General features: G+C 65.6%; 26 protein-coding genes. 7 read left to right on the top strand and 19 right to left on the bottom strand.

Going from position 1 to position 24,613, the window contains the following annotated elements; translation table 11 throughout:
- The first annotated feature begins 1 nt into the window (after position 1).
- From CSW60_RS22770 to CSW60_RS22755, 4 genes are all read left to right on the top strand, one after another.
- Positions 2-367, top strand: coding sequence for a hypothetical protein (locus tag CSW60_RS22770; protein WP_099539368.1), 366 nt, complete (start codon positions 2-4; stop codon positions 365-367).
- A gap of 2 nt (positions 368-369) precedes the next feature.
- Positions 370-711, top strand: a complete 342-nt coding sequence (locus tag CSW60_RS22765) for a hypothetical protein (protein ID WP_099539367.1) — start codon at positions 370-372, stop codon at positions 709-711.
- A gap of 11 nt (positions 712-722) precedes the next feature.
- Positions 723-1,511 carry an LPS assembly lipoprotein LptE gene (gene lptE / locus CSW60_RS22760; protein WP_099539366.1) on the top strand — a complete coding sequence of 263 codons (789 nt, stop codon included), beginning with the start codon at positions 723-725 and terminating at the stop codon, positions 1,509-1,511.
- A 78-nt stretch (positions 1,512-1,589) separates the two neighbouring features.
- Positions 1,590-1,769 (top strand): hypothetical protein, encoded by a 180-nt coding sequence (locus CSW60_RS22755; RefSeq protein WP_099539365.1) that lies wholly within the window; start codon positions 1,590-1,592, stop codon positions 1,767-1,769.
- A gap of 6 nt (positions 1,770-1,775) precedes the next feature.
- Here the strand turns inward: CSW60_RS22755 and CSW60_RS22750 are convergent, their stop codons facing one another.
- From CSW60_RS22750 to CSW60_RS22660, 19 genes are all read right to left on the bottom strand, one after another.
- On the bottom strand, positions 1,776-4,592 hold the full coding sequence (locus tag CSW60_RS22750) for a conjugal transfer protein TraG N-terminal domain-containing protein (RefSeq protein WP_099539364.1): 2,817 nt from the start codon (positions 4,590-4,592) through the stop codon (positions 1,776-1,778).
- Positions 4,593-4,607: 15 nt separating this feature from the next.
- Positions 4,608-6,032 carry a conjugal transfer protein TraH gene (locus CSW60_RS22745; protein ID WP_099539363.1) on the bottom strand — a complete coding sequence of 475 codons (1,425 nt, stop codon included), beginning with the start codon at positions 6,030-6,032 and terminating at the stop codon, positions 4,608-4,610.
- 15 nt (positions 6,033-6,047) lie between these two features.
- Complete coding sequence (locus CSW60_RS22740; protein ID WP_099539362.1) at positions 6,048-7,259, bottom strand: conjugal transfer protein TraF; 1,212 nt, start codon at positions 7,257-7,259, stop codon at positions 6,048-6,050.
- Between the two features lie 14 nt (positions 7,260-7,273).
- Positions 7,274-7,669, bottom strand: a complete 396-nt coding sequence (locus CSW60_RS23565; protein ID WP_099539361.1) for a hypothetical protein — start codon at positions 7,667-7,669, stop codon at positions 7,274-7,276.
- Complete coding sequence (traN, locus tag CSW60_RS22730) at positions 7,669-10,164, bottom strand: conjugal transfer protein TraN (protein WP_143324260.1); 2,496 nt, start codon at positions 10,162-10,164, stop codon at positions 7,669-7,671. The genes CSW60_RS23565 and traN overlap by 1 nt, the downstream gene beginning before the upstream one ends.
- 1 nt (position 10,165) lies before the next feature.
- Entirely contained in the window at positions 10,166-10,981 is an 816-nt protein-coding gene (trbC, locus tag CSW60_RS22725) for a type-F conjugative transfer system pilin assembly protein TrbC (RefSeq protein WP_099539359.1), read from the bottom strand.
- 2 nt (positions 10,982-10,983) lie between these two features.
- Positions 10,984-12,024 carry a conjugal transfer pilus assembly protein TraU gene (traU, locus tag CSW60_RS22720; RefSeq protein ID WP_099539358.1) on the bottom strand — a complete coding sequence of 347 codons (1,041 nt, stop codon included), beginning with the start codon at positions 12,022-12,024 and terminating at the stop codon, positions 10,984-10,986.
- Positions 12,021-12,650: a type-F conjugative transfer system protein TraW gene (gene traW / locus CSW60_RS22715; protein ID WP_099539357.1), complete on the bottom strand. Its 630-nt coding sequence runs from the start codon at positions 12,648-12,650 to the stop codon at positions 12,021-12,023. The genes traU and traW overlap by 4 nt, the downstream gene beginning before the upstream one ends.
- Positions 12,650-13,186 carry a S26 family signal peptidase gene (locus CSW60_RS22710; RefSeq protein WP_099539356.1) on the bottom strand — a complete coding sequence of 179 codons (537 nt, stop codon included), beginning with the start codon at positions 13,184-13,186 and terminating at the stop codon, positions 12,650-12,652. The genes traW and CSW60_RS22710 overlap by 1 nt, the downstream gene beginning before the upstream one ends.
- Positions 13,183-13,653: a TrbI F-type domain-containing protein gene (locus CSW60_RS22705; protein ID WP_099539355.1), complete on the bottom strand. Its 471-nt coding sequence runs from the start codon at positions 13,651-13,653 to the stop codon at positions 13,183-13,185. Before CSW60_RS22705 ends, CSW60_RS22710 begins: the two co-directional genes overlap by 4 nt.
- On the bottom strand, positions 13,650-14,003 hold the full coding sequence (locus CSW60_RS22700) for a hypothetical protein (RefSeq protein WP_099539354.1): 354 nt from the start codon (positions 14,001-14,003) through the stop codon (positions 13,650-13,652). Before CSW60_RS22700 ends, CSW60_RS22705 begins: the two co-directional genes overlap by 4 nt.
- The gene (traC, locus tag CSW60_RS22695; protein ID WP_099539353.1) at positions 14,003-16,771 is read right to left on the bottom strand and encodes a type IV secretion system protein TraC; all 2,769 of its coding nucleotides are present in this window, start codon (positions 16,769-16,771) and stop codon (positions 14,003-14,005) included. The genes CSW60_RS22700 and traC overlap by 1 nt, the downstream gene beginning before the upstream one ends.
- 11 nt (positions 16,772-16,782) lie before the next feature.
- A complete protein-coding gene (locus CSW60_RS22690; protein WP_099539352.1) occupies positions 16,783-17,268 on the bottom strand; it encodes a TraV family lipoprotein in 486 nt (161 codons plus the stop codon).
- 4 nt (positions 17,269-17,272) lie between these two features.
- Complete coding sequence (locus CSW60_RS22685; protein WP_099539351.1) at positions 17,273-18,106, bottom strand: DsbC family protein; 834 nt, start codon at positions 18,104-18,106, stop codon at positions 17,273-17,275.
- A gap of 156 nt (positions 18,107-18,262) precedes the next feature.
- Positions 18,263-19,675 (bottom strand): TrbI/VirB10 family protein, encoded by a 1,413-nt coding sequence (locus CSW60_RS22680; protein ID WP_099539350.1) that lies wholly within the window; start codon positions 19,673-19,675, stop codon positions 18,263-18,265.
- Positions 19,672-20,421 (bottom strand): type-F conjugative transfer system secretin TraK, encoded by a 750-nt coding sequence (locus tag CSW60_RS22675; RefSeq protein ID WP_099539349.1) that lies wholly within the window; start codon positions 20,419-20,421, stop codon positions 19,672-19,674. The genes CSW60_RS22680 and CSW60_RS22675 overlap by 4 nt, the downstream gene beginning before the upstream one ends.
- Entirely contained in the window at positions 20,418-21,017 is a 600-nt protein-coding gene (locus tag CSW60_RS22670; protein WP_099539348.1) for a TraE/TraK family type IV conjugative transfer system protein, read from the bottom strand. The genes CSW60_RS22675 and CSW60_RS22670 overlap by 4 nt, the downstream gene beginning before the upstream one ends.
- A 3-nt stretch (positions 21,018-21,020) precedes the next feature.
- Positions 21,021-21,308, bottom strand: a complete 288-nt coding sequence (traL, locus tag CSW60_RS22665) for a type IV conjugative transfer system protein TraL (protein ID WP_099539347.1) — start codon at positions 21,306-21,308, stop codon at positions 21,021-21,023.
- A gap of 182 nt (positions 21,309-21,490) precedes the next feature.
- Positions 21,491-21,811 carry a hypothetical protein gene (locus tag CSW60_RS22660; protein ID WP_099539346.1) on the bottom strand — a complete coding sequence of 107 codons (321 nt, stop codon included), beginning with the start codon at positions 21,809-21,811 and terminating at the stop codon, positions 21,491-21,493.
- 351 nt (positions 21,812-22,162) lie between these two features.
- On the opposite strand from CSW60_RS22660, the gene CSW60_RS22655 reads away from it, so the two are divergent.
- From CSW60_RS22655 to CSW60_RS22645, 3 genes are all read left to right on the top strand, one after another.
- Complete coding sequence (locus tag CSW60_RS22655; protein ID WP_143324259.1) at positions 22,163-22,900, top strand: hypothetical protein; 738 nt, start codon at positions 22,163-22,165, stop codon at positions 22,898-22,900.
- 125 nt (positions 22,901-23,025) lie between these two features.
- Positions 23,026-23,433, top strand: coding sequence for a hypothetical protein (locus tag CSW60_RS22650; protein ID WP_099539344.1), 408 nt, complete (start codon positions 23,026-23,028; stop codon positions 23,431-23,433).
- Positions 23,430-24,479, top strand: a complete 1,050-nt coding sequence (locus tag CSW60_RS22645; RefSeq protein WP_099539343.1) for a transglycosylase SLT domain-containing protein — start codon at positions 23,430-23,432, stop codon at positions 24,477-24,479. The genes CSW60_RS22650 and CSW60_RS22645 overlap by 4 nt, the downstream gene beginning before the upstream one ends.
- Positions 24,480-24,613 lie beyond the last annotated feature (134 nt).

The raw sequence follows: 24,613 nt of genomic DNA, 5'->3' as shown, positions 1-24,613 counted from the left end.
CATGCCCTTTGTGAAGGTGCGACCGCTCCAGGAGAGCACGATCAAGGTGGTTGGCGACGAGCGCAAGCTGACGGTCGTTGTTCCAGAGGCGATCATCCGCGACGCGCAGCTGGATCCCGCCAAGCCGGTCGCGATCGAGGTCGACGTTCGGTCCAAGCCCCCTCTCCTCGCCTTGATTGGCTCGGACGCCGAGGCGCACTGGAACCTTAAGAAGAAGGGACGGCTCTACGAAGTCTCGATCCAGGAGTTGCCGGCCAAGGTGCGCGCGGAACTGCCCATGGCGCGCTTTAAACTGTCGCCCTCGAGGCTGGTCATCAACCTCCCCGAACAGTGGGAGCTCGCGGACGACATGGCCCTGAAGGCCTAGCCATGCAGCCCGAAGACCCAGAACCCGCCGTTCCGCTGATCCTGCCGCTCACCGCGGCGGCCAACCTCGAGTCCGAACTGCTGGCGAGGTTCTCCGAACCCTACGTGTCTCGCACAATCCGGATCCGAAGGCTGGGGACGATCGCCGGCGCCGTCGCGGTGGCGTTTCTCAGCTGTCTGGCGATCCTCTTTTGGATGGGTCAACAGACGACAGCGGCCTGCCAGATGGCCGGGCTGCTCCTCATCGCCCTCCCCGCCACCCTCGAGAAGCATTTCGAGCTCCGCCGCCTGATCCAGGCCCGCGCAGAAATCCGCCGTCGGCGCGGTCTAGCCGATCACACCTGAAGGAAGTCGCCATGCGGATCACCCACACCGCCTCGGTAGTCCTCGCCCTCTCCTTGACCGCCTCGGCCGCCTCGGCCGAAACAAGGGTCGCCGCGCGCGATCTGGGGTCGCTCCTTGCGCACTGCTCGAGCCCAGTGGCCGCGCTCACCGTGACCCCTTTCAAATGCAAGGCCACGGCCTGCAGTTCGGCGCAGCCGCAAGGCGCGTCCGGGAACATGGCGGCGCTGCTGGCGATGGCCCAGGCCGCGCAGGGCATGCAGTCATTCCCGGCCCTGGGTGATGGGCTTTCAAACGCGCTGACGAGCGCTCTGAAGGCGACAGGCTGTTTCAAGGTCATGGCGCGCGAGGATCTCGAGGACCTGAAAAAGGAAGCCGAAGCCGCCGGCGTCGAGCTCAAGACCGCGTCGGCCGATTACCTCGTGACCGGCGCTATCACGTCCCTCAATGTCGGCGGCAAGACGCAGTCTTTCGGTGGCGGCATGGTCCCAGTCCTGGGCGCCGTTACTCGCAGCTCGAAGACCGCCAGTCTCGCGATCGACGTGCGCCTGGTGAATGTAAAGGCCTCGGAGGTGACGGCCAGCCAAACCTTTGACGTCAGCAGCCAGCGATCATCCTGGGGGGGCGGCGGGCTTGGCTGGGGTGGTTCCGGGGCGCTCTTCGGAGCGGCGACAAGCACGCAGTCGGCCGAGCTGGATTCGGTCGCCAACGAGAGTGTGATCCAGGCGGCGAACTACATCGTAAGCCAAATCGCCGGCGCCGCCGCCACGCCGCCTCAAGTGGCGGCCGCAGCGCAGCGATAGTCCGCGAAAAGCGGGACATTTCCAGAACAAAAGTTTCGGTGTATTGTGCGGCCCTCAGCTTTGGCGTGAGGGCCGCAAATGTTGTTGCCTGGCGAAATTCCGATCGACGCTCTGGACCGTGGCGACGTCGCGACGGGCGCGCCGGCCGACCGGGGCTACATTGACTTCGCAGACGAAGATCAAAGCGCGCCGTCCGTAATGGCGATCGTAGCCCTGCTGATCATCGTCGCGACATTTGCCGCGACGCTCCTCTTCTGAAGCAGCCTATTCCTTTGGCTTCGGTTTGAAGGTCAGCGGTTCGGGCTTCTTGAGGTTATCCCCTCGTTCAAACGCTTTGTCGATTTGGCCGGTCAGCGGTTCGGAGCCGCTGGTTGGAGACGCAACCGTCCTGTCGACCTCTGGCGCGCGAACCGAGGCCTGCGCCCTTCCGATGCGAGCGTCGGCCTGTGCCTGGACGGTGCCACGAGATCCTGCGCCGCGCACCTCGCCGGCGCTGCGATTAAACGATCCCTCGATGTCTGGGCCAACTCCCAAGATCGAAGGCTCTCGAACATCATTGCTGACTTGGCCCATGAGAGGCGGCGCCGCAGGCGGCGGATAGCGCTGCATGAAAACGTCGACAGCGTCAGACAGCCTTTGTTGGTCGACCGCATTCCGGCCTTGGAGGATTGACGCGATTTCGCCGTCTGAGCGGCTGAAGCCGTTCTCGTCCATGCGGAGGTAGCCAGGCGCAGTGCCGTCGCCCATGGCGAAACGGAAGAACTCAGCGCTCCGACTGCCGCGAACGGTCTGCGAAATTGTCTCCGCACGTTCAGCTTCCTGCGACCGACGCTCGCTCTCAGTGGCGGCCAACTTGCGAGACTCGGCGAACTGAGCGGTCGAGGACCAGGTTTGGGCGTCCACATAGCGTGACGTCCGGGCATCGGACGCGGTGCGACCCCAAGCCGTGTTGAGGCTCTGCGTCTCAATCTTTTCGATCGCGCGTCGCCCATCGGCACTCTCGAGCTGCGACCTTACATAGTCCGCCGCGCGCGACTGGTTCGTCCTGTAGTTCTTACTGCTAGAATCAGACGTTTGGGTGCTGCGCTCGTTGGACATGCTTCCGCCTATTGAAGGCGTTCCACGTCCACCGATCTTGACGCCAGACTGTATGCCGATCCGGTCAGAGTCGGTGACAGCCGCTTTGGACACGATCTCTGCTGCCGCGTCCCGACTAATCCCGTACTTAGAAGCAACATTCTGCGTGAGCTGCGACACCCACGCCGCAGCGTAGGTTTGACTATCGCGGCTGGCGTTTTCGAGCGTGGAGCGGCTATCGGTGCCGACAGTCGTAGAACGAGCGTAGTCCCTAATCTGCTGCTGGGTCATCGCCTTCGTATCGGTGGCCACCTTGTCAAAAGCTGCAGCGCGTTCGGAAGACACGGTGGCGGCCTCCCGCTTGCTGGCGCTCCAACTTTGTAGACCCTCAGCGCTGATCGCCGTGTCAGCAGCGGCTGCTCTGACAGATCGCGAGCCGTTGGCGCTCACGCTTACTGTGTCACCCGCATCTGTAACCCAGGAGGTGCGGCCAACGTCCCATGTACGGCTCGTGTCGACTTTGTTGCCCTGCACATTGTTGAACGAGTGAGTGTTCATCGACGTGTTGCCGAACGAGTAGTTGCCAGCTGTCTGGTTGGCGGCAGCGGCCTCGGCGCCCGCGCGGAAGGGCTGCAACAGCGCCTCCCCCTGTTGTCCGATCGCCATCGCGCCCTTGGTCAGGCCCGCGGCGATTACGGGCACCATCAAGATCATGCCGGACGCAACGCCCTGGATCAGGGTGTTAATGTCACCGACACCGGACACGGTCTGCAGAGTGATCCCTGCCCCCGCGCCAGGGATCTTGGCCGCGGCCGCCGTCTGCGCGATCGACGCAGTCATCACGATCTTATGGATGATGACGTACATCGGGCCCCAGAGCTGAAGGTAGAAGAACCCCGTGAAATAGGACTGCAGCACCTTCACGCCGATCTGCGGCAGCAGGAACACTGGAAACAGGATTCCGAACATGCCGATAAACAAGCAGTCGACCACGATCTTGAGGAGGATGATCGCCTTCGCGCCCACCGGGCCAAGAAGGGTCTGCGTATTGTGCGTTTGAACTTCAGCCTGTGCGGCGGCCAGTGCCGCGCCTGGCGAGGCGTCGCCGCCGGCGATCGCCGCGCGCAGCTGATTGGCGACGGCCGCCTGCTCGATCATCTTCTGACCATCGGTCGAGGCAAAGCCCATCAACGTCGCCAGGGTGCCGCCCTGGGTCTGGGCGCGCGAGATCCGCGCGGCGTCGGTGTCGGTGCGGTCGGGCTCGAGACGACGTGAGAGAAGCAGCGCGGCGTTCTGGCCCTGTGTTCCGAGGCTCGCGGAGAGCCTCGTTCCGGCCGTGGGACAGGTGACGATTTCGGAAGCCGTAGGCGGCGCGTTGATCCAGACCATCGACCGCGCCGGATTGCTCGGCTTGGTCACGGTCAGATACTCCATCAGGTTCGTGGCCTTGGCGAGGTCATCGACCGTGTACTGGTTGTCCTGCAGCTCATAGACCACGCAGTCATTCACGAACGCGTTGAAGTTCTGCTTGTAGAGCTCGTCGGAGAACGTGGCCTGGCTGACCTTGGCCATGAAGTTGGCGCCGTAGATCATCCCGGTCTTCGAATACATTACGTCGTTCGGATCTCCGAAGGCCGTCTCGGTCATCTGGATGGCGCGAGCCCCGACCTGCGAGGCGATGCTCTCGGCGAAGGCCACGCCCAGCGGCACATTGGCGACGTCGGCGCCGGCCAGGGCGGGATTGAACTTGTCGGTGATGTGGACGGTAACCTTCGGCACGAACACGACGCCGTGGATCACGGCGCACATGATGAACCACTTGAGCCCCCGCCCCGCGTTCAGGTCGACGATGCCTCTGAACAGAACCAAGACGAGGCCTAGAAGCATGGCCAGGCGGATCAACGAGCTCATCGCGTCGGTGCCGCACATCAGCGCCACCCCGTTGAAGATGTCGCGATAGTTGGCGCCGCCGCCGTAGGTGATGACTTCGTACTGGCCGAACATGGCGTCAGCCTCCGATTAGCGGTTGAGACCGGCCGTGAAGCGCAGGCTTTCGGCGATCTGGCTCCGCTGAGCGTTCTTGATGGTTTCGTCGGCGATCTGAGTGTTGCGGACGATCGAGATGATCGTGTTCACCTTGGTCGCGCTGAGTTGCTTCTTGTCGGAGATGCTCTGCATCAGCCGGTTGGTGTTATCCCACCAGGTCTTCAGCTGCAGGGGGTCGATCCCCTCCATGCCGCGAGCGCCCTCCTGGACGGCCTGCACGTTCTTGGTCAACCAGCCGTAGGCGAGATCCAGGGCGATCACCTCGCTATATTCGGCCATCGCCATGTCGGCCGACACCCCAGGCTGGGACGCGTACACGCTGGCCATCCGGTAAATCGGCAACGACGTCATGCCTAAGAACGACGTCTCCTCGGTCGATAGCGCCTGACGCGTGCGGATCTTCGTGACGATGTTCGTGAGGGCGTAGGCGACCTTGTTCTTCAGGCTGCAGGACGCGCTGTAGCTGGTGCAGAGGGTGGTCGGAATATTGACCGTCAGTCCATCGTTGGTGGGGTTGAGGCAACGGGTGTCGTCGCACTTCATCACCTTCATCTGGCCGCCATCGAGCAAGATGCTCATCACCGCGTCCTTGTCGCCTTGCGGGGGGATGACCGACTGCTTGCACCCCTGAACGCCGGTGGCGTCGTTGGGGCAGGTGATGATGTAGGTGCCCGTCATGGTCATCATGACCTGGCCGAGCTCGAGGTCGGAGCCGATGAGGCCGTTGTTCTTGATCGCCTCCCACGCCAGGTTCCGATTGACCGGCTGGAACTTGGCTTCGTCTGTCGAGGTATTGGCCAGGGTGGCGTTCGTCTTGGCGCCGCAGCCGCCGCGCGCGGCCGCCGCGTCGCTGAAGGTGCCTTTGGTTCGGCCGAGGCGCTGGCAGAAGGCGTCGCCCATCGCCTGGTGCGCGGTCCAGTCGACTGCCTTCTGGGCGGCCTCGCACGAGCCGATGTTGAACTGGTTCATCTTGTTGGCCCAGTCCTGGAAGGTCTTCAGCTGGTCGGCGATCGGCGACGAAATCAGCTGCAGAGCCAACATGAAGGCGTAAGGCGCGGCGTTGCTGGCGATCCCCTTGATCGCGGCGATCAGCTGGTCGGCGCCGATGAAGCTGAAGGCGCCGGCGTACATGTCGATGCCACCGCAGCCGCCCGAGATCGACGGCAGCGTAAGGGTGGCGACCTGAGTGGTTTCTTGCGGCGTGCGGTAGGAGAGGTTGCCCAGGGTATAGTAGCCCCCCGCCTGGGTCTGATAGACCCGCGGGCCCGTCACATTGGCCGAGGTCAGGCCGCTGGACCAATAGGCGTTCATGTTGTTGCTGACGTCGGCCGTGGCCGACCCGACCGCCCCAAGGCCGATGCTCAAGGACACAACGAGGGCGATGAACTTGCGGAACATGGCGATCCCTCCGGATTAGTAGTCTTGGCCTGGCTCGGTCGCCAGGAGGACGTAGATGCGCTCGACGATGTCGTCCTGAGCCATGACCCCAGCGCCGAGATAGGACAGGCAGCCTTGGGGCTTCAGGCAGGGGTTGACCTTGACCGTGCGATTGTCGGACAGCCGCACGTACTGCGGTCGGACCTCGCCGGTTCGCGGGTCCACGCTGCTGTTCTGATAGAGCAGGACCGATGGCGTCGTGGGATTGTCGAATCCCCAGGCGTGGAGCTGGCCCCGATCAACCATCTTGTCGCCGATGTAGGGGTTGTCCGACCCGTCGGTGGAGATGCCCTTGACGGTCAGGGTGTAGCGCTGCGCGAAGTCGCGCATGACGGGGCTGAACACCTTACAGGCCCCGCAGGTCGCGCGATAAACGTAGAACAGACCGACGTCGCCGGCGATCTGCCGCAGGAACATCTCGCGATCGTTGGACCGCTGATCGGCCCATTGCCGCTTGCCCAGCTCGGAGACCGGACGCTTGAGCGTATAGTCGAGATCCGGGCGAACCCAGATCAGCCGCCGATATTCGTCGCTGAACAGGCTGCTTTGGTTGAGGGCCGCCCGCTGGAGCTTATAGAAGCGCTCGATGTTCTCGGGCGTAGGGACCCAGACGGCCAGCTTTTGCGCGCGGTCCAGCTCGACCTTAAAGCGCTCGAACTCGGCGATCTGACGATCTTCGTCGCTCTGGGCCGGAGCGGCCTGCGCCTTCTCGGGTTCCGGCGGGGGCTCGGGGCGCGTGCAGTAGAACCAGGCGCCGAGGCTTCGCCCACAGTAGGCGTCGCTGGCCGCGCTTGCGGGCTTCTGACCGTCCACAGTGTCGGCCGAGGCCACGGTCGCCATGCCGAGCACGAGAATGGTGACGATCGCCACGCCGGCGAGCGTGATGGTGCGAGCGTTTCGGGCCCCGGACACGGGGTCGGGCGCCGTTCCCAGCACGACGCCCCGCGCCAGAAACACCAGTAGAATGATCGCCCAGGTCCCGCCGAACCATGCGGCGCTGGCGTAGATCTCCGCGGCGACGGTGGCGACTGGACGCTCGTCGCCGACGCAAGCCACGAGCCCGTAGATGACGGCGACGCACGCGCCCAGGGCGGCGACCGGCTTGAATGCGCTCAGCCAGCCACGCGCCTGGACGGAAACCGCTTGGCGGACCCGGTCGGTTTGGAAAATGGAAAGCTTGAGGTCCATCATCTCCCCTGCCCTCACGAATGGATCTGGGCGGCGCGCACCAGATCGCGGCCGACGAAGTTGGCGACGTGGCTGAACATCGGCCCGTCGATGCTCCGGCTGAAGAGAAGGAGCAGGAACACGCCCAGCGCGCCGCCGACGCCGTACATCAGGACTTGCTCGACAATCTGCCGTTGCTCCGAAGAGGCGGCGGCGCGCGCGAGAACCGGCCAAAACACCAGGGCGGCCAGCAACGTGGTGACCAGCACCAGCGCGAAGTACGGGCTGAAGTACGGCCCATGGAGCCGCTCGGCCACCAAAACGCGGGCGAGCCCTAGGAACACCAGGTAGGCCCCCGCAAGGCCAGCGGTCCAAAGGCCTCCAAGGCGCCAGTCGCGCGCGGCTTGGCCGACGTGATCCGGGTCGCTCATCACAGCCCTCCATTGGGGTTGGCCTGGTTGCCGTAGAGGTTGTTGATCGAGTTCTGGATCCGGTTGACCGTGCTGTTGGTGTCCGGACCGGTCAGGCTCTTCATCTTGTCAGCGTAGAAGTCGGAGAAATCGACGTTGGAGAGATCCAGCTGCTGGAACTCGTCCACGGTGAAGCCGCTGCAGTCGGGCGTCTTGGCCGAGCCCCAGCTCTTGCCAAGCTGCGTGCGCCCCGCCTCCTGGACAATCCGGCCGAGCGAGCCTTCGAACCCGCAGTAGCTCATCGCCTTTTCGAGACACACGCCGAACAGCGACTTATTGGAGCAATAGGTGCCGACGTAGTGGGTGGCCTTGGCGTCCTGCTTCTGCATCAGGGTCTTTTCCTGATCGTCGCATTGAGCCAGACCCAAGCTGATGCCCCAGCCGCTGTCCTTGCAGCAGTTGCGGAAGCCGAAGATGGCCTTGCGGCACCGGAGCGGCTGACCCTTGAAGACACTGAGATCGGCCGCGTAGTTCTTCCCGGCCTGGTTCATCACGGCCAGCTGGGCGAAGGTCTGCGGCAGCTCGTTGTTCTTGTCCTGGGACAGGGTGAAGCAGCTGTCGCCGAGGCACATCTGGTTGTTGCAGACGGTCTCGGTCGTGGTTGAGGACTGCAGCTTCACGCACGAATAGACGTGGTCGACCACGTTGCAGGCGTCATCGAGGCAGGTGTCGGACTGCTTAGTGCAGCCCTCCGGCACCTGACAGCTGTTGGCCGTGGCGCCGCCCGTGGTGCAGAGATACGACGTCGTCTTCTCCCAGCAATCGGCCGTGGCGGTCACGCCGTTGACGGTGCGCGTCCCGCCCGCCCCCGTGCAGGTCGTGCCCGAGGAGGTGCAGGCGTTGTCGCTCGCGGCCGCGCAGGCGCCCGCCTCCCAATGAGAGCCGGTCTGCGTGGTGGTGCTGGAGGTCGGATTGCCCGCCGCCGGCACCGTGCCCGTGCAGGTGTAGGTCGTGGTCTTGACCGCGCAGCCGCCCGACGGGTCGGGCTTGGGGCACTGATAGGTGTAGTTGTAGAGCGAGCAGCCGCCGCCTGGCGCATAGCCGGCGCAGGAGCTTCCCGTCTGATTGCACCCGGTCAGCCCCGAGCAGGTGTTGACGCTGCTGGCGCTGGTGCAGGCGTAGGTGCGCGTCGTCGTGTTGCCGGATGTGGACGACGACGAGACGCTGCACCCGCTCCCCTCGAGGCTCGAGCAGCCGTTCGACGTCGAGGTCGATGTGGTGGAGCAGGTGTAATTGGTCGCGTACTGGGAGCACGAACCCGAGCCGGTTTGACAGCGATAGGTCTTCAGCTGCAGCCGGCACTGAGCATCACCGCAGGTGCTCGAGACCTCCTGACACCCCGAATAGCTGGCGCAGGTATTGATCGCCGGCTCGCCTGAAACGCAGGTGTATGTCCAGATCTGCATATCCGGACCGACATCCCGTTGCTGCGACACGTAGCAACCTGGGTCGATTGGACAGTCGAGATCGGTGATCCAGAAGCTGCCGTAGGGCGGCGGCAGGCGCTGGAGATACGCGCCGCATTGATAGGTCCGGCTGGTGGTCGAGGCCGGTCGGACCTCACAGGAGAAGTCCTGGAAGGTCGGCGCGTTCATCGCCGAACATTGCGTGGATCCCGTGGAGCAGTTCGAACCGAGCGAGGAGCAGCCGTTGCTCCACTGGCCGGTCGAGGTGTTCAGCGTGTTGTAGCAGGTCCCCGAATAGCTCGACGTGCTGGTCGTCGTCGTGATCTGGCAGCTCTGATAGCTGGTCGAATAGGACGTCCCGGCCGAGCACGATTGGGTCGTGTACGTCGGCGTCGAGGGGGTTGTGCAGTTGGTTCCCCCCTTCTGGCAGTTGGCGGAGGCGAGCGCCGTGCATTGGCTCGACACGTCCCAGCTCTGGGTGGACGCGTTCCAGGTCGTCTTGCACTCGTAGGTATTGGTCGTCGTCGTATCGACGATCAGGGTCGACTTGCAGGTCGACGTCGTCTGCGTCAGGTCCCGGCCCGTCTCGCAGCTATAGATCGACTTCTCGGACGTGGTGGCGGTCTTGGTCTTGGTCTCGCACTGCTGGTTCTGCGTTCCCTGGCTGTCCTTGACCATCGAATAGGGGTCGATCGAGGTGGACAGGGACGATTTGAGCCAGTCGGCGTTCAGGTCGATGGCGCTGGCGTTGCGATTATCGAGGCTCTTGTTCGTCAGCCCCACGAGCGGATCGTTCGAGGCCGCGGCCGCCGCGCCGGCGTTCTGAAGGCCGGTCGGATTGGTCGCGTAGGACTGCAGGTTGCTCGCATCGCCCGCATACCCCGGCACGTTTGTCGCGCCAGCCGAGGATGGAACCGTGAGGGTGGAGGATTGGCCTGTCGCGAAGCCGCTGGCGGCCGTCGACTGGGACTGCCCAACGGCCAAAGCCGCCGTGCCGCCGATGGCGGCGCAGGCGACCAGACCAACGAGAAGAACGACTGACCGCCTCATCTTAGCCTCTCAGCTTCTGGAGGGCGCGCGACGAGATCTGCTGGGCCTGATCGCCGCGCTTGCTCAGGAGGTCCAGCGCCGCCTCGAGGGACATGTTGCCGCTGACCTGGTCGGACGGCGGACGGGGCGAGACGCAGTCGAGCCCGCTACCGCAGGGCTCCACCGGCTTGGTCGCCGCGATGAACATCGGGACCTGCGTGATCTGGTAGGTTCGGAAAACGCCAGGGTCGATCGCCAGGCCGCTCGGGCTGGTCTCGTCGAACACCTTCTTGGCGGCCGTCAGGGTCTCCTTGAAGCTACCGTTGACCAGGCCGCGCACGACAAGGGTCGCCCCGGCGCGGTTGGCGTCGCGCGCCAGGCGGCGCAGATCGTTCGGCGGCATGGAGAAAGACACGGCCACATAGATGGCCCCGTCACGCGGCGGATCCTGCAACTCGCCCATCTTCTCGGCGCCCGGGAACTCGTTGGCGTCGAGCATCCCCAGGCCCCGCTTGAGAACGGTCGCGTTGCCATCGACCAGGGCCCGGGATTCGGTGACGTAGCGATCTGTGCCCTGCGGCGTGGTCGCGACCCACTCGGCCAGGCCCGCGCGAGCGGCCTGCGCGCGCTTGGTCGCCTGGTCGACCAGCTCCTGGGCGGACTGGGCCAGGGCGGGACCTGAAAAGATGACGACGCCCGCGATCATGATCACGCCGAGCGTCGAGCAGGGAAACGCGCCCCAGCGCGCGCCGACCCAGATCAACGCGGCGGCCGCGCCGATGATGCAGGTCAGGAGGATCCAGCACTCCGGGGTTTGGAGATAGGCGATCGTGCTCATGTCTATGGACCTGCGCAGCAGTTGCGTTTGCGCCAGACGAGATAGCCGTGGTCCTCGCCGATGACGGGGACGGTCTTGCCAAGCTCGTAGGTGACGTGGGTTGCGCCGTTCATCGGACAGGTGAACGGGCCGACGACATTGGGAACCGGATTGGTCAGCTGGTAGCGGTACTGCCACTTGTCGGCGATCGGCATCGGGATCTTGCCGCACACCGCGCCGAGACCTCGGGTGCCCCAGGCCAGCCCTTGGCGGTGCATCTTGAAGGTGAACTTCTCGACCGCCAGCAAACTGCCATCGACCTCGCCGGTCGTGCCCATGGTGTTGCCCGTCATTGGGTACATCGACCCCCGGCACCCCGCGCACCAGAACAGGGGCTGGATCGGGATCGCGGTCGACGCGGCGACGCAGTCGGCGGTGCAGGCCGCCAGGGCGATCGGGTTGGCGAAGACGATGGATTCCGGCTGGATGATCGCCGCCAGCTCATCATCGCGCCAAAGCGGATCGAGCTCGGTCACATAGCCGATATCGAAACTGGCCCCTTCCAGACAAAGGAAGTCGGTCAGTAGCTCCAACCAGTACATGACCGGATAGATGTACCAGTGGACGTGATAGTTGGCCGTGCTTCGACCTTCGCCCGGTGTGCTGCGATGGCTGGTGCCGCTCGAGATCCCGAACGGGATCGGCAGCTGGATGCCGCCCAGACTCGGAAAGCACCAGGCCTTACGCGTGGAGTCGGCCAGTCTGACCGGCTCCCAGAAACCGACCGTGAGACCGATCTGTACGAACAGCGGCGGCGGCGCGGGGCAGACGCAAATCGGCGACGGCGGATTGGGGGAGTCCATCTTCGCGCCGCGGATCAATGGGATAGAGCCCAGGCTGATCGGCAAAAGGCAGGACCAGCAGACGTCCGTGATCGGGTTCACGAACCGGCCCTTGCAAGACACGCTGCCCGCGCTCAGGGTCTGGCTGGCGGCGACGTGCGGCGTAACCGCGCCGAGGAACGCCAGAACCGCCAGAACGAGGGCGCGCCAACGCCGCGTCATAGGGCGACCTCCGTGACGCGCAGCGCCAGGCCGTCCTTCTCGACAACCGCCGGCAGATGGCTGAAGCCGAACTTCTGGGTGAGATAGCCGCTCTGGTCGAAGAACACCTCGACCTTGTCCTTGCGCATGATCTCCAAGGGCGCGCCCTTGGTCAGAACGATATAGACCTTGTCCTGCGGGCGGGCCTTGGAGCGTTTGACCGCGTAGGCGAACTGCTGGCGATCGTCGCCGTCGATGAACACCAAAACCCGGTTGTAGTTGGGCAGGCGTTCCAGCGGGTTGATCCGGTCGCCCGCCCGCGCGAACACGCGTCCGCGCGTATCGCTGAAGTCCTTGGGCACGACGAACGTCGGGTCGTAGAGCCAGCTGCGACGTTGGACGGCCCGCGTCAGGCCTTCGACCGGCGTGGGGCGCTCCAGCCTCTGCTTGACCCGCGCGGCGAAGGCCTTGTTCAGCGCCTCCATCTTCCCCGACTTCTGGGCGGCCATCAGCTTGGCGCGTAGGACCGAGAACAGGTCCTTCTCGACGATCGGGAACGTCGCGCCATAGTGGCCGAGGTCGCCGCCGACGGCCGGGCTGGCGATGACCGCCAGCGACGCGCCTACGATCATGAGGAGCTTGCGCATCACATCACCGGCTTGGCGACGCCCAGGATGCGGGCGTGAGGGATTAGGCCGATCATGGCGTACCGGCTATCCAGGCTGTCCGGATGCGGGGTCATGACGAAGTAGTGGTCGGGCGGAATGACACCTGGCGCGATCGGCTCGACGGCGAGGCCGGTGCGCGAGCGCGGCTTGGCCACGCCGACCGACTTGCCGGCGACGAACACCTCGCGCCCCCGCAGCTCGATGCGATCGCCTGGCACTCCGGCCACGATCTTCCCGAAAACCATACCGTCCGGGTAGAAGGGCGTCTTAGGCGGTACGAAGGCGACCATCTGGCCGCGATGGGGGGTGCGATTGGCCTGGTCGGCGATGAAGGCCCAGTTGGGCAGGCTCTCGGTCTGATTGATCGCGAAACGGTATCGCCGAAGGACCTCGCCATAGCCCTGGTAGGCGATCAGCCCCCCCAAAATGAGCGCGAGCACGGCCAGCCGGAAGGCGCTGGGCTCCCGGCCCGACGGGGCGCGCTCCGCAACGGGCATCTCGGCGGCCGACATCATGGCGCCACCAGCGGCAGGGCTGGAGCGGCGGCGCCCGCGGGGGGCGGGGCGGCGGCGGGCTTCAGCGGAAGATCCTTCTCAAGCCGCGCCGACACAGCCTTGCCGACGATTTCGGTGGCGTCGGCATATTCGCCCGCGAGAACACATTCGCGCGGCATGATGATCACGCCCTTGTCGCTCGAGGCGTTCTTCACCGCGTCCTGAGCGATCGCCATGAACAGCTTGGTGCGGGTCTCGACTTCGCTGGGAGACATGTTGGGGCTGGTCGCCAAACGCGACACATATTCCCGGGTCAGCTGGCCAACGCCGACCGTCACGATCTTGGGCCGGTCGCCCTTATAGACCCGATAGGTCAGGCAGCCCGTGGCGATCATGTTGACCGCGAGCGCCACCGCGAGCGCTTCCGTCAGGCCAAGGGGGCGTTTCGGCTTCGGCTGAGCCAGCTTAGGCGATGGGGCGTCGGTCATGCGACCTCCTGACGGTCTGGGCGAGCTGCGCGGCGAGGCCAAGCCAGCCAGGCGAGACGCGCTTTGCGGAATCGGATGAGACAGGCGCCGCCCCAGAGGACGGCGAGCGCCACGAGCAGAACCGTTTCGACCGGCCGGCGAGCCTCGACGCTGGCCTTGGCGTAGTGAGACCAGAACGAGCCCCACTCGTGCGTCGTCGTCTGCCAGTCGAAGCCGAGGATCGACCAGGTGAGCAGCAGGAACAGGAACACCGCGACGGCCAGGCTCTCGAGCACGAAGCTGACCCGATCGGCCAGGGCCCAGGACCACGGGCGCGCGACGCTGAGCAAGGCCTTGAGGCTGGCGAGCATCAGGCCGCCTCCCCTTCCACCGGCGTGCGCAGCCGGCGCGCCAGGTCGACCACGCGGCGACGGCCGCCCTCGCCCAGATGCGCGTACACGTTCATCAGATCGCCGAAGTCTGGATCGCGAGCGATCATCTCCTCGACGGCCGCCTTCAGCTGCTGATCAATCTGCAGCGGCGAGTTCTCACCGAAGGCGACCCGGCGGATGGCCTCGGCCGTGGAAAGGCCGCTGTTGGTCAAGGCCTCGACCGCGCCGAGCACTTCAGGCTTGGTCGAGTAGAGGGTCGCCGAATAGGCGTCGAGCGCCAGGCGGGCGAGAAACCGGCTGTTTGGACCCTTGATCAAGGCCTCGGCGAAGACACCCGGCTCCATGCGCAGGGTCTTCAGGGTCTCAATCATCGCCTCATCGGCCTGGATCCGGTCGTTCTTCTTGAACTGTTCGATGATCTCGGGCTTGAGGCGCAGGCACACGAGCCAGTCGGAGTTCTCGAAGCAGCTCTGGGCGCCGGAGGTCTTGTAGTAGTCGTTCAACGACTGGGTGCCGGTGATGATCGCCCCGCCTTCCTTGCGGCAGCGGCGAACGAAGCCGTCGATGTACTCGCCGGCCGCGCCGTCGCCCAGGAGGCTCCAGGCTTCGTCAATGATCAGCGCCTTGCGCTGGGTGCGGCCCCCACGCTTCATCGCTTTGCGCAGGAGGCCCAGGACGAGCAGAATGACGACGCCGCGCAGCTCGGGCTTGGAGTCCAGGTCCTCCATCTCGAAGACCGTGAACGGATTGTCGATCTCGATGTTGGCGGGGCCGTTGAAGAACCGGCCATAGACGCCCTTGCTGGTGTAGGTGACCAGCGACATCGCCAGATCCTTGCCCCGGCGATCCTCGCTCGCCGCGAGGATCTCGACGACGGCGTCGATCGAGCCTTCCTTGCCCTGTTCGTCGAACACCTGGTTGACGGCCATTTCGATCAGGCCGCCTTCCTCATCGGTGGCGCCGCGTTCGCCTCGCGCCATGAGCTCCACGAGCTTGGCGATCGAGCGCTTGGTGTCGGAAATGTCCTCCTGGTCGCTGTGGTCGTGGTCGGCGATCGAGAACGGGTTGAGGCAGATGTCTCGGTCGAGCGAGAAGCGGATCCACGCGCCGCTCAGCATGGTGCAGGTGTTCTTGAAGCTTCGCCCGTTGTCGATGACGAAGACGTGGCAACCCGCGCCCAGGAGGCCCACGGCGGTGTCCTGCATGAACACCGATTTGCCCGAACCGGAGGAGCCGACCACGCAGACGTTGTGGTTGCCGTCGCCTTCGTTCTCGAACGGCGACCAAAACGTCACCTGACCGCGGCGACCGGCGAGCAGCAGGTGCGGAAGGACCGTGTTGCAGTATTCGCCCTGCAGCGGCGCCAACTTGGCCACAGCCGTGGTCGGCATCCGCCGAAGACGCTTCATGGCCTTGAAGTCTTCGTCCATCCCGCCGCCGAAACCGAGCGGCAGGCAGGCCATCAGGGTCGGCAGCTGCTTAAAGTCGTGGCGCTCGAGGCTGAACCGCGCATTGCGATAGATGGCGCGCAGCAAGCTTTCGACCTGATCGCCCTCGCCGTACTTGGCCATGGCCACCACGAAGAAGCCGCACTGGGCCAGGCGCGCGCCGTCGGCCACGTCTTCGGCCACCATCGTCCAATCGTCCGCGCTCTTGCGCATTCCCGGGAAGAGCCGGGTCATGCCCTTGTCCTGGTACTGCGCCGTGCGCAGGCTCTTCATCTCGGTCTCGGCGCGGGTCTTCTCGTAGGTGCTGGTCGAGAAGGCGAAGCAGGCCAGGGTCGGGCTGGCGAGCCGCAGCTGATCGTTGAACAGGCTGCCGATGGTCTGGGCCATGGCGTTCTGATTGCTGTGGTCGGGGAATTGGCGGCACGCCAGCGCCCGAAATTCAAACATCTCGGGCCGGGCGATCGACTCCTTGCGCCAGTCGGCCGAGCCGTATTCATCGGGAACCGCGTGTGTGCGCAGCGTGAGGCGGTTGGGGTGGACGGCGACCCGCGTATCGTACCGCACGCACTGGCGGTTGATCTCGAGATTCGGGTCATAGTGACCGCGCGAGGGCTCGATCGACGTCGTTGGATTGAGGATGTCGTGATGGAGCGCGATCAGGTCTTCCGGCGCCATGTCGACCGCCATGCAGCCCAGCGACGCAAAGCTCGTGATGCACTTCTCGCGCACCTCGGCCAGCTTCTTCATGAAGGGCTCGGAGGTCTGACCGTCGATCTCGACGCAGAGAAACACCCGGATGTGACGGATGAGGAACTCGCCGCGCTGCGACATGCTGCGCCAGGTGGCCCCGCGATAACGCTCCCGGCGGTGCTTGGCGATTTCCGCGAACACGCCACCCCTTCGGGAACGCTCGTCCGCCCAGCGGTCGAGCTGGCCCGCGACCTTGGGGGAGGCATACTGGATCACCTGACAGCGGGCGTTGTCAGGAATGGCTTCGTTGAAGAGCTCGTTGAGGATCCGCTGTTGGTTGTCCGAGCCTCCCAGCATCGGCGCCACCTCGATGACGAAGCCTAGTCCCGTTTCGGTGGCGGGACCGGGCTTGCCCGGGCGCTGACGGCCTTGGATGTAGAGGCGATGAATCGGGTCGTAATAGCGCGGGGCTAGCCAGGCGCTGAACTCCGCGCCGCCGAGCATCGACTGCGGTCGGTCTTCGGCGGGGGCGTCGTCGAAGAGCGCCTGTCCAAGCTTGGCCAGACGCTGGCTGAGGATGGGCCCTAGGTCACCAAAGAGACTGCTCATCGCCGATGGTCCTACTGAACGCCTTGCGCGGGCGCGGACGAGGTGTCGTCGGCGCTCACAGGTGAGGCCGCCGGAGCGGCGGCGGACGCGGGGGGCGGCTCGATCGGTACGGGCGCGGGCGCCACCCACCACGCCCCCTTACGCATCACCGCGAAGATCTCGGTTCGCCCGTGGTAGTCGCCGATGGCGTCGACCCAGGGCGCGACCACCAGGCGCATCACCTGGTCGCCTTCCCGGCGCGGGCCCTTGATCGGCGGTTGGGCGTAGCCGTCGGCGCGGTCCCACCACTTGGCGACCCCGGCGCCGTCCACGGTGACCGCGCCCTTCTTGCGCTTGCCGCTGGACGCGCCCTCGTCGTGGTCGATCTGGTCGATGCTGGCGCAGGCGCGGCCCTCATCGACCTTGCAAGCCCACGAGCCCTTGGTGTTGCTGGCGCAGCCGGCCAGCAAGGCGCCGCAGGCCGTGAGCGCGATAAGGGGGAAGCTGGCGCGGGCCATCGCTCTAGGCCTTCACGCCCTTGAGCCAGGCGACCAGCTTGTCGCCAGGCATCCAGCCGCTGTTGGTCGCGCCGTCGCTGCGGATCAGCATCGGGGTGCCCTGGATCCCGTGTTGTCGCGCGAAGGCCAGGTTCTGAGCCAGCTTGGCCGCGCCGGCCTCGCACTCGCCGGCAGTGCGCATTTCTCCGCCGTAGTAGAGCGCGTTCGCCGCGGCGGTCTTGTCGCTCGAGCACAGGACACGCTTGGCCTTGGTCTCACTCTCCGGGCCGAGGATGGCGATCGGGTACTCGGTGATTTCGATCTCGGGATGGCTCTTCAGGTCGGTGAAGAGCTGCTGGCAGAAGTGGCAGCTGTAGTCGGCGAACACCGTCAGCTTCAGCGGCGCGCCGGCGTTGTGGATCACCGCGTTGTCCTTGGGCAGATCCACCTTGATGACGCTGGCCGGCGCGGCGGCCGCCGGCGGCGGCGTCTGGTCGGCGGCGGCTTGCTGAGGGCCGCCGGCGATCTTGGCTTCCGCGCTGGCCATCGACGCCAGTTCCGAGATCCGCGCGGCGGTGATGTTGGTCTTGCTCTTGAGGTCGAGGACCTCGCCGATGAACACCTTCTGGCCGTCGGCCGTGGCGTAGAACACGTTCTTGCCGGCGACGACTTCGCACAGACCCTTGACCTTGAAGTCGCAATTCACGCCGCTGATCTTGGTGGCGGGAAACTCCTGCTGAAGGCGATCGGCGAGCTTGTTGTTGGCGGTCTTGGAGAGCGCCAGGGCGCCGCCGCCGGCGGCGGCCATCAGGCCAAGCGCCAGGGCGGAGGGGACGATGACTTTAGCCGTGAACTTCATGGAAGGACTCCGGTGCAAGACGCGCGCGGGGCGCGGGCGTGAGGACGAGGGGTTTGTGAATGGGCGCGCAGCACTCGCAGGACGGGCGCGGACGCACGGGCGCGGGGCTCGGCATTTGCGAGGGCGCGAGGAGGATGGTGAGAGCGATCGTCAGCATCAGTCGCCCTTCACCTGGAAGCCCGACAGGAAGACGATCTCGATCGAGATCCCGGTCGGCATCTCGATGACCGGCTGATACTGCTCGGCGCGTTTGATGTAGTAGTCGGCCAACATCGAGGCGGCGTTGCTGATGCCGCTGGCGGCCGAGCCTTGCGCGATCTCCGAACCCGAAAGCTTCTCGCCGCCCAGAAGGCCGCCGGCGCCGGTCACGGCGTTGAGGCCACCCTGCGCGGTCCGGTAGTTCTGGCTCAGGGACTGACCCAGGCCCTGCAGGGTGCCGGCGACCGCGGCCCGGGCTGTCAGGCCGCCCGAACGCTCAACGACGCGCCCGCGCACGCCCGACTTGCCATGCTGCGTGGCGTAGCCCTCGACCGTGGCGACGGAAAACTTGTCCTTGCCGAGCGGGCAGGAGATCCGCTGCAGCTTCACATAGACCTTCTCGCTGGAAAGCTCGGCGTAGGCCGCGCCATTGACCAGGCAACCGCGAAGATCGGTGGATTGATAGCGACCGTTGGAACCCACCGAGACAGCCGGTCCGGTGATGCGGAAGAGCACCGGCTTGGGATCGGCCTGAGCGGCCACCCCGGCCGCGCCATCGACGCCGACCAGGACCTTGGCGGTCGCATAGGCGTTGGGAGGCACATAGTTGGCGGTGTCGTAGCTGGCCAGCTTGCCCGTGAAGTAGGAGGCTTGCTGCGTCTGGCCCTTGGCGCCGGCCGCCGCGCCGGGCTTGTTGGCGAAGTCGCCGCTCGCGGCGTTCGCGCCATCGGGGCGCGCGTCGCCCGTCGGTCGGGCCGCGGGCTCGCTCGCGCGCACCGTGGCGAAGGCGCGTCGGGGCCTTGGCGGCGGCGCGGCTTCGTCGGCGGAGCCCCCGCCCGCACCTAACCCCGACGGGGTCCCACGCGGCGCGAGCGGGGTAGCCGGGAACGGTCCAAGGGTCGGGGTCCCCTGGGCGCCCCCTAACGCGCTGGCCAGTCCGCCAGCGGGTGCGGCGGTCGGAGCAGTGCGTGTGCGGTTACGGTCCTCGAGGGCGGCGATGGTGTTTTGCGCATCGGCACGGTCGGCGGCCAGCTGCTGCTGGGCCTGTTCCATCTGGGACTTGTAGGTCAGGGCGTCGGTCTGGATCCGGGCGTTTTCCGACTTCAGGCTTTCGACCTGTCGGGCCAGATCGCCGTTGACCACTTCGGGCGCGGTGTCGCCGGTCTTGAGCACGTCGGCGGTGGCGTTCACCCTCTGGGCCGAGATCGGCGCCTCGGCGTTCGGCTTGAAGGTGGTCCAGAGATAGACAACGGCCACCACGGCCGCGAGCCCGCCGAAGATCAGCCAGATCGAGCGCTGCCGGCTCTTGGCCTTGTCATTGGCGTCGTAAACGACCTCATCGGGGACATTGGCTTCGGGCAGCTCGCTCACGGCTGGCCCTCCTCGACGACGAACACCCGCCCCTGCTCGCCGGGGCGTAAGGTCTCGTGCGACGCCGAGGCCGCGAGGACCCCTTCGACCAGGAAGGCGTCGACCATCACCGGAACGGTCTCCTTGCCGGCGTTGGTGATGTAGATCACGCGCCCATGGAGACCTGGGACGTCGTAGGACCACACCTGGCGAACCATGAACGGGCCCGCAGGTCGTGACTTCTCGTTGAGAGCCCGTCGCGTGACGCCGTCCACATCGTCGCCGTTGAACATCAGGCGGGTGAAAGCAGCCAGGGTCTCGGTGTAGGTCTCCCGACGATCGGCCCGGGGTGGCGCGGGCGCCCCAGGCCCCATCGACGACAGTGTCTGGGCCTGCGCGGTCGACCCGTCTGGCTTGACGATGATGGTCTGACCCTCGGCCGCCACCGGATGGAGAACCGCCTGCAGCGTGCGGCCGGACTCGGTGACCAGGAAGACCGAGAAGGCGCGGCCGCTGACGTCGCCATCGAAGCCGATAAAGGCGTCTCCAGTCTTGGCGTCAGTCTCCACCAGGATCTGCGGCCCCTCAGGATCGTCGATCTTGCGGACGGACTCGATCTTGTCGCCGAGGACGGCGATGCGAGACATTTGTCTGGCGGAGACGTCGGCCTCAAACCGGCCGTCCTTGGCCATGACCTGGCCGGCCAGGGCGGCCGGCGCCGCCGCGAACGCCAAGACGGCGCCCGCCACTGCGCTGATCAGCTTCATTGGGAGCCCTCTGGGGTGGTGATCTTGACCTTCTCGCCCTCCGACTGCTCGGGGGTGATCTCGGTGATGGAGGCCAGCCTCAGCGTGGCTCCGTGCTGGACGAAGCGCAGCGCGTAGATCTTGCGGGACGTCTGGACGATCTCGTTGCCCTTCGAGACCGCGAGGTTGCCGCGCACCTCGACGTACATCTTCTTGGGATCAACGTAGAAGTCGTCGGGCCACCAGGCTTGACTGCCGCGCGTCTCCTGACGCGCCTTGCGATCATCGACCAGGCCGGCCTTGAGCTTCTGGTAGGTCGCCGGCTCGACGATGCGCTCCAGCGCGCGCTCGAGATAGCGATCCGACTCCGGGGTGCGGTTCAGGAAGGTCCAGGTGATCTCGCGGCTCAAACCCTCGAGATACTCGGGCGGCGGCGTGCCACCGGGCCGGATGGCGGTGTCGCTGGGAAGCGTCGGGACCAGGATGACCTGGCGCGACTCCAACGCAACGATCCCTGTCGCCAGATTGGCCATGATGCTGACCGCCAGACCCAGGCCCAGGGCCGTGGTTCTGATGTTGAGCCGTTTAGCCCGTTCAATTGCTTCGGCTGCGTGCATTGCTCACCCCGCCATCTCCCGGAGATGCGAAGGGGGCGTCGCCTTAAGCTGGGTGACATCGGCCGGCAGCAGCCAGTAACCGATCCAGAGCAGGCGCTGGAGGCCGCCGCCCTGCTTCACTTTCCGCAAGCACCAGAAGATGACCCCGGCGACCACAAGGCCGTAGGCGAAGTTCAGCACGACGGTGCAGATCGCCAGTGGGACCACCACAGCGATGAGCTCGTCCGGCGTGAAGATCAAAAACCGCTCGGGCTCATCCAGGTATTGCGGAATATAGCTCTCTTTTGACATGACCCGCTTCGCATCCCGGTGTTCATGAGGGCCGATCCATTTCCCCGAGGATCGGCCTGTGTTCCGGTTCGCTGACTTCGGAACCACTCCTGACCGGGTGCTTGAGTACGGATCGCACTACCCGGCCAGGAATGGTGGAGGGCCTCGAGCCTCGTGTGACTGCGCCCGACGCCCCGGTTGACCTAGAACAGCGCGGTGGCCAGGCCGCTGACGATGGCCGGGCCGGTGGCGGCCGTCAGGCCGATGCCCAGGGCGCCGCCGATCATCTTCCAGTCGAACTTCAGCACCATGCCGACCAGGGCCGAGCCGATGCCGGCGACGGCGGCCAGCTTGCCCAGCGAGCCGCTGGCCCAGCCGGTCAGCGAAGTCACGGTGGCGCTGAAGGTGTTGTCGGTGCCGGCGTGGGCGGCGGCGGTGACGCCGGCCACGGCGATCGCGCCGACCAGGGCTTTTTCGACGGCCTTCGCGGTGCGGGCCGACGGAAGAATCTTCCGGAGAGTCATGAGGTTATTCCTTGCTCGAAGATCGCGAACGCCGGAACGGCGTCATACGATTAACAGCACTTAACCTTCAAAAAGTGCAAGGTAGCTTGCACTCGCGATTCTGAGCGCGAGGCCCAGGATTGGGCCGCGTGACGCGGGTTTGGGCCACTCGGACCACGTTCGACGTCGTCAGCCCCAGGCCTGGCGCCCTGGAACCGAAAATTTCCGGTTCTTGCCGCCTAAAGGGTGAGCTACATTGCACCCGTTCGTGCGTTCAATCCCTTGTGCAGTCGACGCTGCGCGCACATGTCGCGATCACAGGTCGTGAAGTTTGTGCAAGCTGGCTTGCGCCGAAAGTGTTGGAGACCGGTCTTGGCCGCCCAGAATGACGATCAATCCACGGGTGCTCGCCCACGCGCCGCCCGCCGTGGCGACACCGACTTGATGACCGACGTCGCAAGCTTGGTGTATCGCGCGCGCAGCGCCAAGCGTCGGGAGGCGACGATCGTCGTCAACGGCCTGGACCATGCGGAATGGCAGGCGATTGTCAGGCGCGCGGCTTACGGGCCCAACGGCAAGGACATGTCGCAGCTCGCCGAGGCGGGCCTCAAGCGCCTTGGCAATATGCGGGCCAACGAGTTCACGAAGACGGCGTCCCGCTTTCTAATCGACCTGCGCAAGCGCAAGGGCGCGGTCTCCATTCCTCGCGCCATGGAGCCGACGCTGAAGGCGTTGATGGAAAAACATCACAAGTCCCAGCGCGAAGTGATCCTGGTGGCCACGGCCTATGAGGCACTCGAGGTCCTCAAGGAACGCTCTCTGCAGAGCTTTAACTTCATCGCCGACCTGCTCCGCGAGAACTGGCAGGATCCAGCCGTGCGTTCACGGATCGCCCGCAAGCCCGACACCCAGGCGCGTTTCGAGCGCGCGATGAGCCGCGGCCTGGGAAAGCTGAAACCCGGCTATGACGATGGCACCGCCCTTCCCGAGATCGCGACCCTGATCAACGAGATCGGCTACAACGCCACGGCGGTGTTGGCGGCGGCCAACGAAAGCGCCAGCGCCGAAGAGTTCCGGGCTCGGATGCTCGAGCGCGAGGCGACCAGCTAGCCGCGAACATTGAACCGCGCGTAACGACAAGGGCGCTCTGAGTCCTGTCCCATGAGTGCAAGGTACCTTGCACTTCGCATTATCCTGTGTCACCACAGGCTCAGAATTGGGCCTGGGTTACGAACATGCCGTGGTCGCGGAGAGTTGAAGAGGGCACTCACGTCGTCATCGCGCGGCTGGCCCACTATCTCCATCAATATGCCGAGACGCGTCGACCGCAGTTGAAGGCGATCATCTCGAGAAGCACGCTGACGCGCTACAGCAACTTCCGGGCGGTGCTTGATCACGACAATCCGAAGGCCAAGGAGTACGGCCCCAGACGTCTCGATGTCTTTCTCAAGCTTGTTGAACGTCTCGGGCACGACCCGGCCGTTGTCCTCTACGCGGCGATCGCCAGCCGGTCGGCCGAGGAGATGGCGTTCATCATCTCGGAGAACGCCCGCACCGCGGCCCAGAGCACTGTCCAGCAACCCGTCATCCTCAAGCGACCCGCGCGGACCGTGAGGATTCGGCGGCCGCGCGACGCGGCATGACGCCGGCCCTGCAGCTTGGGCCCCTGCCCGCTCCGGCGTTTCCACTTCGCTGGCGGCGGGTCGCGCGCGGGCTTTTTGCCCCCTCGCCGCGCGCACTCTTCTACATCGCGTCCGCCTCAACCGTCGCCGCGGCCGCTCTGGTCATTCTTCCCGAACCCGGCTGGCTGACGCGCGCTCGACTGGCGGCGGATCTTGACCCCGCCGTCGTCAAGGCCATCGCCCAGCCGGAAGGCGGGGTTGGCGATCCGACGGCCGCGATGCGGCTGTTCTCGGTCGACCCGACGACACGGGCGCGCGAGGCGCTTTATCTCGCGGCGCTTCAGAGACCCGACCTTGGCCGCCTGGCTGTGCAGCGCGTCTATCGCCGCGAACCGACGCTGTCGGATCTGGTCGACGGCGCCCTCTCCATTCTCGATGCGCCGAGGTTGCGGCACGATCGACCCGCGCGCGCCGTGGGGCGTCGAGCGCCGGCCTCGAGCCAGCTCGTCAACCAGGTGGTGGCCGACGCCGCCGCCGTTGTCGGCGTTGATCAGGCCTATCTCACACGCGCGGCTCAACGAGAGTCGTCCTGGAACATCTACGCCGCGTCTCGGACGTCTTCGGCGCGAGGCCTGTTCCAGTTCATCGAGCAGACCTGGCTGAAGAGCGTCGCCGATTACGGCGCACTCCATGGCCTCTCCCGCGAGGCGCGGCTGATCCGCTTTGATCGGGCTGGACGCGCCTACGTCGTCGACCCGGCCGATCGCGCGCGGATCCTGGCGCTCCGCTATGACCCCACGCTCGCCTCACGCATCGCCGCAGAGCTTACCGCGCAGAATGTGCGAGCGCTGCGCGCGGATCTGGGCCGCTTACCGTCCCAGGGTGAACTTTACGCCGCTCATGTCCTGGGCGCCGCCGGCGCGAGCCGCCTCATCCGCGCGGCCTATGTCGCGCCCTATTACCCGGCGGCGAGACTCCTTCCCGAAGCGGCGGGAGCGAATCGTCGGCTCTTTTTCCGCGGCGGGCGCGCGCTCTCGGCCTGGGAGGTTCTCAGTGCCTTCAGCTGAGTCCCCTGCCCTGCCCTCGCCCAGGACGCGTCGCGACGGTTGTCCACGGTTTCCTGGGGGTTTTTTCTCAGCGCGGGACGGCCCGATCGCCGCCCAGGAATCCGAATTTCCGAGTCTTGGACTCGTGTTGGCAT

The organism is Caulobacter sp. X (assembly GCF_002742635.1).
GTDB lineage: Bacteria > Pseudomonadota > Alphaproteobacteria > Caulobacterales > Caulobacteraceae > Caulobacter.
This window is presented reverse-complemented; position numbering and strand designations above follow the sequence as displayed.